Origin of the sequence: Sphingomonas sp. HMP6, assembly GCF_013374095.1 — a bacterium.
In the GTDB taxonomy this organism is placed as follows: domain Bacteria; phylum Pseudomonadota; class Alphaproteobacteria; order Sphingomonadales; family Sphingomonadaceae; genus Sphingomonas.
Map to the genome: position 1 here is coordinate 1,442,689 of NZ_AP022672.1, position 13,422 is coordinate 1,456,110.

The following is a 13,422-nucleotide window of genomic DNA, read 5'->3' on the forward strand; positions in this document are numbered from 1 at the left end:
TTCAGACGCTGGGTGTTATAACATGCGTATGAACGCACCCTTCACACCTGCCAAACCGCTGAAACTCATCAAGATCGGAAACTCGGTTGGGGTTATCCTGCCGAAGGAGACGCTCGCCAAGATGGGCGTGGCACTCGGCGATCTGGTGGATGTGACCGATAGCCCCGAGGGTATCGGCTTGCGCCGCCACGACGATGGCTTCGCCGCTCAGATGGAGGCCGCGCGCGATGTGATGAAGCGTCGCCGCAATGCGCTGCGGGAATTGGCCAAGTAAGGCGTGGCCGCGGATTGGATCTGGGTCGACCGCGCGGTCGCGCTCGCCGCGCATGAAGAGCAGCTTGCCGAGCATGGCGGGGCGATCGGCGTGCGCGACCCCAATGTGCTCGACAGCGCAATGGCGCGCCCGCTCAATCTAGTCGCCTATGGCGAACCCGACGTGGCCGATCTCGCGGCAAGCTACGCCTTCGGGATCGCGCGCAACCATCCCTTTGTCGATGGCAACAAGCGCACGGCGGCGGTGGTCAGCGAAACCTTTCTCGTGCTGAACGGATTCCAGCTCGATTGCAGCGACGTGGAACTCGTCACGACCTTTCTCGCGTTGGCAGCAGGGGAACTGACGGTCGACGCCCTCACCGCCTGGTTCCGCGCGCACATCGTGGCGGCTTAGTCCGCCGCCACCGCCCGCGCGCGACCGTAGACGAAATACACCGCCAGCCCGATCGCGTTCCACACCAGGAACGAGACCTGCGTCACTTCCTGCAAACTGGTGAACAGATACAAGCAGCCGAGGATCGCGGCGGGGGCGATCACCCATACGATTGGCGTGCGGAACGGGCGGCGGATCGCGGGGTCGCGGCGGCGCGAGACCATCACGCAGGCCGCGACCGCGACGAACGCGCACAACGTCCCGGCATTGGCGAGGCTGGCGATGACGTCGAGCGGGGTCAGCGCGGCGATGACGCTGACGAACACCGCGGTCACCAGCGTGATCCGCGCGGGCGTGCCGCGCGTCGATACCTTGGCGAGGCTCTGCGGCAGGAAGCCGTCGCGCGCCATCACCAGGAAGATGCGGCTCTGCCCGTAGAGGAAGCCGAGAATCACCGTCGGCAGCGCGATCGCCGCCGCCGCGCCGACGATCTCGGCGATCGTCCCCTGCCCGATCTGGCGCAGGATCAAGGCGAGCGGCTCGGCGCTCTTGCCGAACACATCGGGCCGCGCGGCGCCGATCGCGGCGGCAGCGACGACCATATAGATCACCGTACACACCACCATCGACCCGACGATGCCGATCGCCAGATCGCGCTCGGGGTTCTTGGCCTCCTCCGCTGCGGTCGAAATCGCATCGAAGCCGTAGAAGGCGAAGAAGATGATCGCAGCCGCACCCATCACGCCATATTTCACCCCGCCCTCCCCCGGGGTCGATCCGAAGCCGTGCGACGCGAACGGGTGGAAATTGGCAACATCGAAATGCGGCAAGGCGACCGCGACGAATAGGATCAGCGTGATGATCTTGATCACGACCAGCACCGAATTGATCCGCGCACTCTCGTGCGTGCCGCGCATCAGCAATGCGGCAACGACCGCGATGATGAAGATCGCGGGCAGGTTGATGCCATATTCGGTCGCGGTGACGACATGCCCGCACACCGACCCCGAAAGCACCGGCCCATGCGTCAGCGCGCACGGCAGATCGAGCGGCACGCCGATCCGCTCACCAAAGCCGTGCAGGAACCCGACGGCATAGCCCGACCAGCCGACAGCGACCGCCGAGACGACCAGCGAATATTCGAGGATCAGGCTCCACCCGACGACCCAGGCGATGACCTCGCCCAGCACCGCATAGCTATAGGTATAGGCGCTGCCCGAAGCCGGGATCAGCGTCGCCATTTCGGCATAGCAGAGCGCCGCGCACGCGCAGATCGCGCCTGCCACCGCGAAGCTGACCAGCACCGCCGGCCCAGCACGATCGGCCCCGACGCCGATCAGCGTCAGGATGCCGGTGCCGACGATCGCGCCGACACCCAGCGCGACGAGATGCGGCCAGGACAAGGTCCGCGCCAGCCGGTGCTCGACCGGACGGTCGTCACCCAAGGCGATGATTTTCCTGCGCAACAAATCGGCCATGCGTCCCCCGCTCGGCATCTGCGCCGTTCGCGAACGGGCTTAGCGCGCGACGCCCGATCGTGGAAACCCCGCGCGAGCCGAAATTCGGATCGCGCAGCAGATGCAAAGCGCGAAGGCCGCACGCGCAGCACCCCGAAACAACGGTATGAAGTCTATACGCCGATGACGTCGCCCGGGTGCGGTTGTGGGTTGATCGCCCCTAGCAGGCGTTCGTAGGCCGCGACGCGAAGTCTTCTTCCATTTGTGCAAGTGCCGTGACGACCCCTTCCAAATGGTGCCGGTAACGCTGCCACCGGCCGGATGACCGGCGATGTACGGGATACCTAACTTGCCATGCACTGGCGGTCCGTACCACATTGGCCGAGCTACCGGCGACCAAACAACGATCCTCCCACGGAAGACCGAGCGCCCCGATCAGGTCGAATATCGCCTTATCTGGTTCGGCAACAAGATGGTCATAGTCAAAATCGATAATATCAACTGAAAAAACTCTGTGCCAATGGGCCATAAGCCGAAGATATTGGCGGTAGAAATGTAGTATTTCAGAAAGGTCGTTACCGTAGGTAATGGCTTCACCGAAATGAAGAAAGTAAATTGATAGAAATGTATCGAGCGCATTACGGCGCGCATGAACGATTTTAGATTCCGGAAAGAGTGTCTTTATCAGGCCAATGTGCAGAAAATTGTCGCACCGCTTGTCCGTCATTATACCAGTAGCGGGGACTATTTTCAGATATTCGGCGCGCAACGCGGACGCCTGTTCGGCGGAGAGCGCAGCCGCTGCCTCGGGATACGGGAGAAGCCTGCCGGCGAGCGCTGGAATTGCCTCTAACTCACCGCCACAACGAACCGCGCTGTGGCGTCCGAGAATCTGCTCCAGCAAAGTAGAACCAGACCGGAACATGCCGCAGACAAAAATTGGGGCGTTGAGGGACGAGCCCCCCACAGAAAGCGGTCGATCGGCAGGATACGCCGCGATCAGCCGATCAACGAGATCTTCCTGTGCGATCGGGTCATACCGCTGCGGAGCAATCGACCGGGCAATCCAGTTAGCCGCTTCAAAAGCTTGGAATGCGTCATCATAATCTGCTGCGTTATCAAGTGCTGTGCCGAGCGCAAAGAGCACCTCTGCGCGGTCCTCCAGCGTGGTTGTGCGGTCGAGCGCCTTGCGCAGTCGATCGACGACGCCCGCTGATTGATCAACAGCGAGGTCGATCATCGCGATCCGTGCGTGCGCGCGACCATTGCCGGGGTGAACGTCCAACGCGCGGCCATAGGCCGCGCCCGCGAGATCGGACTCGCCTAGATCTTCATAAAGATTCCCGAGATTGAGCAGCGCCGGGACAAAAAACGGATTAGCGCGGGATGCTGCCTCAAGCTCGGCAAGTGCGCGCTGTGGGCTATCGAGATGGTCCGAGAGGATTGCCGCGCGATTTACATGCGCTTCCTCCGGATGCGACACACCACGGTCGATCGCTTGCTGATATGACTGCAAGGCGTCGTCGAACGAGCGGACGGCGCGCTGCGCCCATGCCAGATTGAACCAGGCATCGGGCTGGGCACCGTCGATCGCCAGGCTTGCCTGAAAAAACGGAATTGCCTGCTGCCACTCACCGCAGCGGACATGAGCGTCCGCGATTTTTAACAATTCGCTCGATGATGCGCCGGACATCACACCTCCTACCGACCGGCTTGCGGGATTGCTAGGCAGCACCGATCGCGGAGCTACGAACCAAACGCTTTGGGCGCATTGCGCAGATCGGCAACGGCGAAGAGCTTTTTAAGGTGTTCCTGTTCCGCCACCGTCAAATGCGGATTCCAGACGTCAAAAATCAACACGACGCGGGGTTCGCTGCTGTGATTCCATGCCTCATGTTCGATCGTATCGTCGAAGATGAAGGCCTCGCCTTCGCGCCATGCCCGCGTTTCCCCGCCGACCCGGAACCCGCATCCTTCGGGCACGACGAGCGGAAGATGTACGATGGCGCGCGTATTCGTAACGCCGGTATGCGGTGGAATTTTGCCCTTTGCCTGCAGGATCGAAAAGAACGCCGACGGCGCTTTGCCCGGAATCTCCGTCTGCGGCACGCGCGCAAGCGCCGCCGCGGTTGCGGGGCAGAGGGCACATATCGCCTCGTTCTGCGCCCCCTGCTCCCATAAAAAGCAAGCGCTCCACTCAAGCGAATCGTCCAGAGAACTCCATTTGTTCTGGGGCGTCCCGGCGTCCAGCCGGACATAGGGCCGGATCGCGGATGTGCCGTTCGCGATCAGCGCAAGAGCTTCAGCGCGGATCTGCGGCGCCGCAGCTTCCAGTTCCGCGAGCCATGGGAAATGCGCACGGTCGAAGAACTCGTCGGCAGGCAGAAAGGGGAAATGCACTCCCGCGCATTCATTATGATAGATCTTGCGCCGACCAAGCGTGTGTTCGGCACACGCTTTGAAACGATAGGACGTTTCTGTATCGGCCAGCGGGCCACCGAGCTCAACCTCCAGCGCCCGTGCATACGCCGCGTTATGCTCATCCAAGAAACGGGTCGCACGACGCTCGATCTCAAGGATCGCATCGGTGCGCTCGGCAAGATTGCGGACGATTTGCAGGACCGCGCTCCAGTGCGGCGCTGCATGGGAGAGATCGCCTTCGCGCTGCAACAACTCGGCAAGACGAAGGCGTGCCATGAAATGCAACTGGTCGAGATCAAGCGTGTCCTGAAGACTTTGGCGCTCGCCAACCACGTCGCCCTTGGCCCGGTATGCAGCGGCGAGGTTGAGGCGTAGCGCAGGCTCGGTCGGGTCGGCTGCTACCGCATTGGCAAAACTGGTGACCGCAGCGTCGAACGCCTGATCGGCTAGCGCACGCAGACCACGGGCGTTGTGGATCGCAGGGTCCGCCGGATGCGCGGCCAGTGCGTCTTCCAGCAAGGCGCGTTCGCGGTGCGTCTGGCCCTGTTGCCGCAACCTTGACGCCTCTCGCAATATTGCCTCAATCGCCGCGTCAGGGTGTGCCATGACGCGATCAAAGCATAATGGTCCAAGGCGGGCAAGCGTGCTTGATCTCGCGCCGCTGCGCTACGAGGATGGTGGAATGACGACAGTGCCCGAGCAAGTCCGGCTTCCCGCAGAATGGCTGGCGCATCGTTATGATCCGGGTCACGATGCGATCCATTTCATCTCGGTCGACCGCGACCGTCGGCGTCGCGCCGCCTTTTTGACCGATGCCGAACTGCCCGATCTCGGCGATCCGCTGATCATTCGGCGCGTCGATCTCGCTCCCGCATTACCTGATCAGCGGGTGAATTTCATTTTTCACTCCGCCTATTGCTGCTCGACGCTTGTCGCGAATGCGTATGATCGGCCGGGGCGCGCGTTCAGCTTGAAGGAGCCGGTCCTGTTGAACGATCTTGTCGGCTGGCGACATCGGGGCGGCGCCCCCGCACAGATTCGCACCGTTCTGCAAGACGGCCTGGCAACGCTCGCACGACCGTTCGAGGCCGGCGAGGTATGCGTCATCAAGCCGTCCAACGTCGTCAATGGACTGGCACTGGCCATGCTGGCTGACCGCCCCGACGCCGCCGCGCTCCTGCTCTACGCGCCGCTTGAGGCGTATCTCGGTTCGATCGCCGGCAAAGGGCTGTGGGGCCGATTGTGGGTGCGCGATCTGCTCGCAAAATTCATGAAGGAAGGGCTGGTCGATCTGGGCTTCGCGCCGGAGGACATCTTCCTGCAATCCGACCTGCAAGTCGCCGCCACGGGATGGCTGGCGCAACATGCGGTGTTTGCCAAGCTCGTCGAACGGTGGCCGATGCGCGTCCGTACGCTGGAAAGCGAGGTACTGCTGGCGCGCCCGATGGAGGCACTGACAGCCGTGGACACCCTGTTTGGGGTGAGGGCCACAGCCGCCGAACGCGAGGCAGTTGTTCAAGCGGTTTTCACGCGGCACGCGAAATCGGGTGGAGATTTCGATGCCGAGGCGCGCAAGGCGGACCAACGCGCAGCCGCGCAAAACTATGCCGAGGAACTGGCAATGGTCGTCGCCTGGGCGGACAAGGTCGCGCACAGTGCGGGAATCGCCTTGATCGCGCCAAACCCCCTGCTTTCGACCCAATAAACCGGCACAAAAAAGGGGCGGCCCGAAAGCCGCCCCTGATCCTGCTGACCGGTATACTAGCCGATCAGAACTTGACGCGCACCGCCGCGTTGAACGAGCGACCGAGCGGGTCGTACGTCGATGGGAAGATGTTGCCCGATCCCGCCGCCGTCGAACCGGCCTGGCCACCAACGACTGGAGGCTGCTTGTTGAATGCGTTTTGCACCCCAAGCGTCAAAACGAACTCCTTGGCGACCTCGAACTGCACGGTCAGGTCGATATAGTTGTATGCCGGAATGCGGTTGAAATCGACCGTCTGACCGGCAAGTGCCGAGTTCGCACCTGCGGCATTGGTTACGACACCTCTGAACAGATTGCGGTTTGCGGCCGTATACCCGCGAGCAACGAAATCAGCAGCTTGGCCCTCATATTGGACCGAGTCGAGATGCCGCCACAACACCGACAGGCTGACGCCGCGAGCGGACAGGGTCGTGCGTTGCTGCCACGACAGCTCCGGCATGATCTGGCCCAGGCTTGGCCCGCAATTGACGCTGAAATACCCGACGCAGTCACGCGTTACCGAGGTCGGCGAAGCGGCAAACTTCAGGTTATCGGTCCAAGTTCCGCGGAAGCTGAGGTCGAGCCCGAACTCACCGAACTTATGCCCGTAATCGGCGGTCAGGTCGATCCCGTCGGTCGCATAGCGACCATTGTTGGTCAACGGGGTCGGCAGACCGAAGGTCGTCGCGGTCGGCCCACTCAAACGACCGTTGGCTGGGTTACGTCGGATCGAGGTACATGCGGCCGAGGTCGCGGACGCTGCCGTAATATTATTAAAGCAAGCGCCGAGCACATCGCTAGGCAGTGCCGAGGTGATCGCCTGGTTCACCTTGATATTGAAATAATCCACGCCGATCGACAGGCCAGGGACGATCTGGCTCGGGGTGAAAACTGCGCCGACCGTGAACGTATCGGCCTTTTCAGGCCTGATCGCCGGATTGCCGCCACCCGTTGCGTTTGCCTGACCGGCGGACGGATCCTGGATCGACCCGATCGAAGCCACCGGCGCACCCTGCGCGAGGCAGATTGCCCGGAGATTCGCGTTGGTCAAAGGTGCAGCACCGACGCAGGGTTCGGTCGTCACGTTAGTGAGACCCGTAACCGTCGGCGCGAACAATTCACCAATGTTCGGCGCACGCACGGCACGCTGATAGTTGCCGCGGAAGCGAACGCCCTTGACCGGTTCCCACGTCGCGCCGCCCTTATAGGTCGTCGTGTTGAACTTCGGGCTGCCAGCCGCTTGGACGCTGTACGACGAATAGCGGATGCCAGCTTCAAGCGTTAGGTCGTTGAAAAACGGCTTGTCCGTCACGAGCGGCGCGATCAACTCGGCGAACGCTTCCTTGACGTCGTATCCGCCCGTGAAGGGAAGCGTTGCGCCGCCGGCACCACCGAGTGCCGAAGGATCCTGCGCGAACGCATCCGGGATGCGATCATACTTATACTTACGATATTCCGCACCGACCGCATAGCTGATCGCCTTATCCGACGTCGGCAGGAGGCTGCCGAAGTCACCGGACAGAACCGCACGTGCCTGATACAGTTCGGTATTAATGCGGATCGTGCTCTGCGCCTGTAGATAGGCGACCTGTGCCGGAGTGATGGAACCAGCTGCTCCGAACAGATTGACCGGGACGCAATTGCCCGTCGTATCGATGCACGTCGTTGTATTGGTGGCGTTCAGCGCCTGCTGGACGCGCTGCGTAATGACATAGCCCGACTGGGTGGATGTCTGTTCGCTGCGACCATAGGATGCCGAGATATCGAGGCTCGTGGATTTCGAGATGTCGATTTTCGTGCCGATCCGCGCATCGTACAAATTGTTCTGGTACGTGCTAACGCGCGGCCCGAGTTCAACAAGGCGGCGATACACGCCCGGCAGTGGGATCGCCGTATTCGTGTTGCAGGTTGCGCCAAGTGCAATGCCGTTCGCCGTGCAGAGCTGGTCGCGGATCGTCGAGTTCAGATACGGGTTATTAGCCGGGATCGTCAGTGCGTTGCCAAAGATGCCCGACGGCGCGATAATCGACTGGATAGTGTTCTGCGAGAACATGCCGCGCGCGTAGAATTCCACGCCATCGGCGACATCATAATGGGTCGCTGCGTAAATGCTCTTGCGGATGAGCGGAGTCTGAAAAATGTTGTACGGATTGAAGTTGAAGCCCTGATACTGCGGGACCAACGTTCCGCCCGACACCTGGAGATCCTGCGTGGGGAATGAAATCGTGGTCGGCACCGACGTGAACGACGCACCCGAGGCGCGACCGGTGGTGCTGCTGATGCCGAAAAGCGAGAAGGGCTGGATCTGATAGACCGGGTCAACCTTGGTGTAACCAAAGCTCAGAACGGCGTTGCCGCGATCGTCGGCGAAGTTGGCACCGACGGTGATGTCGCCGCGGAACGAATAGCCATCGCCGGTTTCCAGGATCTTGTTCGCGAACCGAACGTCGACACCGGTGAAGTTACGCTTGGTGATGAAGTTCACGACGCCGGATACGGCATCCGCGCCATAGGTGGTCGACGCGCCGCCGGTCAGCAGGTCGACACGCTCGATCAGCGCCAGCGGAATGACGTTGAGATCGGTGGCGCCATTGGCAAGCGACGGAACAATGCGGCTGCCATCGAGCAAGACCAGGTTGCGCTGCACGCCGAGGCCGCGAAGATCGACGGTGTTCGTGCCGTTCGAGCCATTGTTGACCTGCGAACCAACGCCCGGCGAAACGCCCGGCAGGCCACGAAGCAATTCTTCCACCGTGTTCGGCGCGCGCTTCGTGATTTCACTGTCGTTCAAAATCTTGATCGGCGACGATGAGGTCAGATTGGGGTTACGGATCAACGTACCGGTCACGACGATGTCGACGTTCGGCGTATCTTCTTCCGCGGTCGCGGCCGGGGCTGGCGCGACTTGCGCGGAAGCCGATGACGCAAAGCTAGCGAACGCCAAGACCGAGATAGCCGAGCCGACGCTCAAACGCGCGAGCGAGGTTGCAGTCTTTTTCATAAAAATCCCCTTATTTGATCAACCGGCACGAGATCAATCACTTGACCCGTCCGGCACCCCACAGATGGCCCAACGTTGTGGACCATAGCTCAAACCCTGCAGCTTAAACTTTATGCTGTGTTGTCCTAATTGAGTAGCCGCATTTTTGTAAAGGGAGGGGGCGGGATTTTTGGCCGGTATGGCCTCTTTATCCGCGCCTTGTAACAAAAGAGCCACACCGGTCAGCCGATGGTTCCGCCATTATATATATGTTTTAAAAAGATTTAATAGAGTTTGCCTGATGTTGACAGTGATCCAGCCACGACGTCTATCGATCCTGCTCCGCGCAGGTGCTGCGGATCGGCGGCGTTGGCACACCCCGGTCCTGCACGGCCAGCGCATCACACCGGGATCACTCGATTTCGTGCCCCGAACCAAGTCCACGGCGGTTCCCATCATCCGCCACGGCGATGCGAATGATAGGATTGTCAAATGCAGCCGGTACTGTCTGTTGGCGCGGGAAAGCTGGCGACCGGCAGCGCCATGCTTTGCTCGGCCGCCCGGGAAATCCGCCGGTCGAGAAAGATCGAGCGGTGATCGGCCGCGCGGTCCATCGGGACGAAGATCGCCTCACCACCCTCTGACGAATGGAGGTATGAACGGGCGAGGCCAAGCGATCGTCGAGGGTCACAGGCACATTTCGGCGACGAGCCCGCGTTCGGCAATTTCCTGCTGTTCGCCCGCCTTAACCACGGCCGCCCCGATCATCCCGTGCTGCGGTCGCCGCGCTGGATGGCGGAGATCAGATCACCACAGCGCAAAGGAGCTTGGCCAAGGCCTTGGAATTCAGGGCCGTCGCGGTGATCGCTTGCGACGAGGGTGTTCTGCCGCTCGATGAACGCGGCGCTGACGCGGCCGATGAGGCGGAAGTGGACGATATCTACGAAACCGAGCGGCGCCTGTTGTAGGTCGCGTGCACGAGAGCGCGCGAGCACGTACTTGTCCCTGGGGTGCAGCCGGCGTCGGAGTATTTGTCGGACCTTCGGGCACCGCGCTGATCGAATACTTCGACGATTTCGGACTTTATAAGCTACGCTTATTGCCCGGGAGATTAAGAGCGGCGACGACCCAAACCCGGACCTTTATTTGAGCGTAATCGCCACCCGAATCTGCACGCTCGTTCAGACGTTGATTTTCGGGACACACGCGAAAATTCGTTTTTCGGCGAAACCACACATAGATGAGAACGCCCATCGCGAGCGTGCGCTGGCATCTCAGAATGAGATGTAGATTGAGCCACCGGGAGCTGGACGTCAGGTTAGCTTTGTCGAAGCGTTCGATCTCCAGAGATACGCCTTCCATCGTTTCCGGCCTGAACTGATTTCCGGGAGTTCGGACCAGTCACTGCCGGAGCATAGTTGGGAAAGGCTGTGGGATTGCGGCTCGTAACTCGTGATGATGACTGCGGCACCACAACTTTGCGCCGCAGCGATAAGCGTCGCTGGATCGTTCCCATAGATCAGCACTTCGCACAGCGTGACGAGGTCGTAGTTTCGATGTCGGAGGAGCGGCAGAAATGACGGCAGAGTGCCTTCCAGAAAAACCGCCTTGGGAACGGCGACGCGCGCGCGCGCCAGCGCGGTTGCAGAGATATCGATCCCGGTTACTTGGTCGGCGATTCCTCTGAAGTAGCGGGTCTGATACCCCTCCCCGCAGCCGACCTCGAGGATCGACGCGAGCGGCGGACAAAATTGAGCGATCAGGGCGTTGGTTCCCTCAAAGCGCGCCTGCTCGCGGCTACCGAGCTTCCAGGGATCGGGCTTGGTGTAAAGCGAATCGAGTGTCTCGGCCGTGCCGTCGAACTGGCGCCGCCGAACCGACCATCGATCCAACCCCTGCGAAATTCGTTTTAACATTGGCTCGTCCCAGTTTGACCTAATGTTCCAAGACGGTGCCGCCGCTCCTTTTCCGCACTGGCTATTTTCAAGCGATCGTTCTGCGCGCGCAGTTGCCTGGGTGGAGAATATGACGGCGACCGTTGACCCGTCTGTGCGGGTTGGCCCCTTCGGCACCGTCATACCGGCAGATGACGGGGATTTGCGCAGCATGACGAGGTGGTATCAACGGTTGCTGGTTGATTTTCGACGTCTGCAGCCGACCATCATCGCCATCCTGGGGCTTGCGGCGACGCTTGCGTCTTTGGCGTTCGTCGGGGCTGCCTTGCGTCAGCAGGGGCTCGCCCCGGTCTTGGCCATTGCTACGAGCGGTTTCGGCTTCTGGACGACGTTCGTTGCGTGCATGTTTGTCGAACCGCTGGCACTTTGCTGGATGATGCGCCGTCTGCTCGGGACCGGCCCCGAAACGCTGCCGCCGCTGCTGCGGAAACAGGCTCTCAATACGCTGCTGTTCGGCTATGCGGGCGATACGTTGTTCCTCGCCTGGCTCGGACGGCACATCGGCAACGCGCGAGCCGCAGTCGCGCTCGTTTTCGACGTGGCGATCGTGTCGGCGCTGGTCAACAATGCCGCGACGCTCGCCCTGTTGTTTGTAATGCGCGACCGGTTGCAAGCGCTTGCCGGTGCAAAGCTTGACGGCGAGGTTGTGCTCCTTGCTGTCGCCTTCGCCGCCTTCCCGTTGCTGATGATCGGATTGCGCCGCCAGATGATGCGCAGCTCGGGCATACCGACGATCGTCGCTGCGCTCGGTTTTCGGACGATTGCCTATAGCCTGCTCGTCGCGGCAACCTGGCATTTCGCGATGCCGGAGGTGCCGATGCGTTCGTTGCTACTGCTGACGACCGCGCGAATGGTGGTGTGTCGGCTTCCGATCATTCCGAACAAGGACCTCGCCTTCGCGGGATGCGTTGCCTTGTTCCTGGGGCCGGATGAAAAAATCGCCGCAGTGATTGCCGGCGTGGCGCTGCTGACGCTGGTGGCAGAACTGGTCCTGCTGTTACTGGCACAGCTATTTGCCAGAGAACCTGCCCGGTCGGCGTCAGCGGCCGCACGAGCGTCCACCGCGACGGCGCGCGCGAAATATAGAATAGTTCCAGAAGCATAAATTTCTGTCCGGTTTTCGCTCGGCCGCGTCGTCGTAAAAGCGAGGAGTCCGTGTCGACCACTCCGGTCGCGACCCAAGTTTGCGCTTCTGGCGGCGCGCACTCCTTACGTTGCCACTCGCCCTCAGGGGGGCACCACGGGAATACGCGGATGTTGCACCAATCGATTGATGTTGTGGCCTGGAACTCGCCTTGGGAGATGGTTGCGGCGTCCAAACCCGTCCCGCGCTGGACCGTCCTGATCCCGTTCTTCAACGAGCGGGCCCTGCTTGATGCAACGATCGTAAGCCTCGCTGCCCAAGACGTGCCGTTCGAGCTGGTCCTCATCGACAATGCCTCTACCGACGGCAGTGCGGATGTCGCTGCGGCCACGTGCCGGCGGCTCGGCCTCGCCTTCACGCTGGTGATCGATCACCGACCCGGCAAGGTGAATGCGTTGCAGAGCGGCGTGGCGCGAACACGCACGCGTTTCGTTGCGACGTGCGACGCCGACACGATCTACCCGACAGACTATCTACGGCAGGCGGAGCTTTTGCTCGAAGCCAAGGGCGCAATTGCCGGAGGTGCGTATTTCGTCGCATCCGACGCAACGGCCGACGACCATAAAGCGGCGTCCGCTCGCATCGCGCGCGCGGCAAGCCTGTTGCCTGGACAATGCCATACCGGCGGCGCGGGGCAGGTTTTCCATACCGACGCGCTTCGGCAGGTGGGGGGGTTCGATGCCGCGCTTTGGGGCTATGTGCTTGAAGATCATGAGATCATGCACCGCATGGCAAAGCTTGGACCGCTCGCTTATGGTGACACATTGTGGTGCGCACCGTCGCATCGCGAGCGTGATCGTGATTCGATCCGCTGGACGCTGATCGAGCGTATTCTGTATCATACGACACCCGGCCCGGCGCGCGACTGGTTTTTCTACGATTTTCTGGCGCGGCGGCTAGCCGCCCGCCGCTTGACCAGCGACCGCATTCGCGAGCGCCAATTTTACGCACAATCCGACTTTTCGGACGGGATTCCGCAACCGACGTGACGTGGCGAATGATGACGTCGTACAAGAGTGAAACCAACGGTTTGTGGACAGGGTTCCGGAAGGGCTTGCGGGGACGACCATTCGGC

12 protein-coding genes are annotated in these 13,422 nt (G+C 61.3%); 6 read left to right on the top strand and 6 right to left on the bottom strand.

Features of this window, described 5'->3' with window-relative positions; translation table 11 throughout:
- The first annotated feature begins 28 nt into the window (after positions 1-28).
- Positions 29-274, top strand: a complete 246-nt coding sequence (locus HMP06_RS07210) for an AbrB/MazE/SpoVT family DNA-binding domain-containing protein (protein ID WP_176496486.1) — start codon at positions 29-31, stop codon at positions 272-274.
- Between the two features lie 3 nt (positions 275-277).
- On the top strand, positions 278-667 hold the full coding sequence (locus tag HMP06_RS07215) for a type II toxin-antitoxin system death-on-curing family toxin (protein ID WP_176496487.1): 390 nt from the start codon (positions 278-280) through the stop codon (positions 665-667).
- On the opposite strand, the gene HMP06_RS07220 is transcribed toward HMP06_RS07215, so the two are convergent.
- The 3 genes from HMP06_RS07220 to HMP06_RS07230 all read right to left on the bottom strand — a co-directional run bounded on the left by HMP06_RS07220 (position 664) and on the right by HMP06_RS07230 (position 5,130).
- Positions 664-2,124 carry an amino acid permease gene (locus HMP06_RS07220; RefSeq protein ID WP_176496488.1) on the bottom strand — a complete coding sequence of 487 codons (1,461 nt, stop codon included), beginning with the start codon at positions 2,122-2,124 and terminating at the stop codon, positions 664-666. The two genes, HMP06_RS07215 and HMP06_RS07220, sit on opposite strands and share 4 nt — an antisense overlap.
- Positions 2,125-2,323: 199 nt before the next feature.
- Positions 2,324-3,796 carry a tetratricopeptide repeat-containing sulfotransferase family protein gene (locus HMP06_RS07225; RefSeq protein WP_176496489.1) on the bottom strand — a complete coding sequence of 491 codons (1,473 nt, stop codon included), beginning with the start codon at positions 3,794-3,796 and terminating at the stop codon, positions 2,324-2,326.
- A gap of 53 nt (positions 3,797-3,849) precedes the next feature.
- A complete protein-coding gene (locus tag HMP06_RS07230; RefSeq protein ID WP_176496490.1) occupies positions 3,850-5,130 on the bottom strand; it encodes an aspartyl/asparaginyl beta-hydroxylase domain-containing protein in 1,281 nt (426 codons plus the stop codon).
- 37 nt (positions 5,131-5,167) lie between these two features.
- On the opposite strand from HMP06_RS07230, the gene HMP06_RS07235 reads away from it, so the two are divergent.
- Positions 5,168-6,229, top strand: a complete 1,062-nt coding sequence (locus HMP06_RS07235) for a hypothetical protein (protein WP_232089900.1) — start codon at positions 5,168-5,170, stop codon at positions 6,227-6,229.
- A gap of 64 nt (positions 6,230-6,293) precedes the next feature.
- Here HMP06_RS07235 and HMP06_RS07240 read toward each other — a convergent pair whose 3' ends face one another.
- Together HMP06_RS07240 and HMP06_RS17980 are read right to left on the bottom strand one after the other, a co-directional pair.
- Positions 6,294-9,269: a TonB-dependent receptor domain-containing protein gene (locus tag HMP06_RS07240; protein WP_176496491.1), complete on the bottom strand. Its 2,976-nt coding sequence runs from the start codon at positions 9,267-9,269 to the stop codon at positions 6,294-6,296.
- 467 nt (positions 9,270-9,736) lie between these two features.
- Positions 9,737-9,862 carry a hypothetical protein gene (locus tag HMP06_RS17980; RefSeq protein ID WP_269473409.1) on the bottom strand — a complete coding sequence of 42 codons (126 nt, stop codon included), beginning with the start codon at positions 9,860-9,862 and terminating at the stop codon, positions 9,737-9,739.
- A gap of 213 nt (positions 9,863-10,075) precedes the next feature.
- Here HMP06_RS17980 and HMP06_RS07245 point away from each other — a divergent pair, with 213 nt between their 5' ends.
- A complete protein-coding gene (locus HMP06_RS07245) occupies positions 10,076-10,216 on the top strand; it encodes a hypothetical protein (RefSeq protein ID WP_176496492.1) in 141 nt (46 codons plus the stop codon).
- 345 nt (positions 10,217-10,561) lie between these two features.
- Here HMP06_RS07245 and HMP06_RS07250 read toward each other — a convergent pair whose 3' ends face one another.
- On the bottom strand, positions 10,562-11,164 hold the full coding sequence (locus HMP06_RS07250; RefSeq protein WP_176496493.1) for a class I SAM-dependent methyltransferase: 603 nt from the start codon (positions 11,162-11,164) through the stop codon (positions 10,562-10,564).
- Here HMP06_RS07250 and HMP06_RS07255 point away from each other — a divergent pair.
- Both HMP06_RS07255 and HMP06_RS07260 read left to right on the top strand, forming a co-directional pair.
- A complete protein-coding gene (locus HMP06_RS07255) occupies positions 11,100-12,308 on the top strand; it encodes a hypothetical protein (RefSeq protein ID WP_176496494.1) in 1,209 nt (402 codons plus the stop codon). The genes HMP06_RS07250 and HMP06_RS07255 overlap by 65 nt on opposite strands.
- 149 nt (positions 12,309-12,457) lie before the next feature.
- On the top strand, positions 12,458-13,336 hold the full coding sequence (locus HMP06_RS07260; RefSeq protein ID WP_176496495.1) for a glycosyltransferase: 879 nt from the start codon (positions 12,458-12,460) through the stop codon (positions 13,334-13,336).
- Positions 13,337-13,422 lie beyond the last annotated feature (86 nt).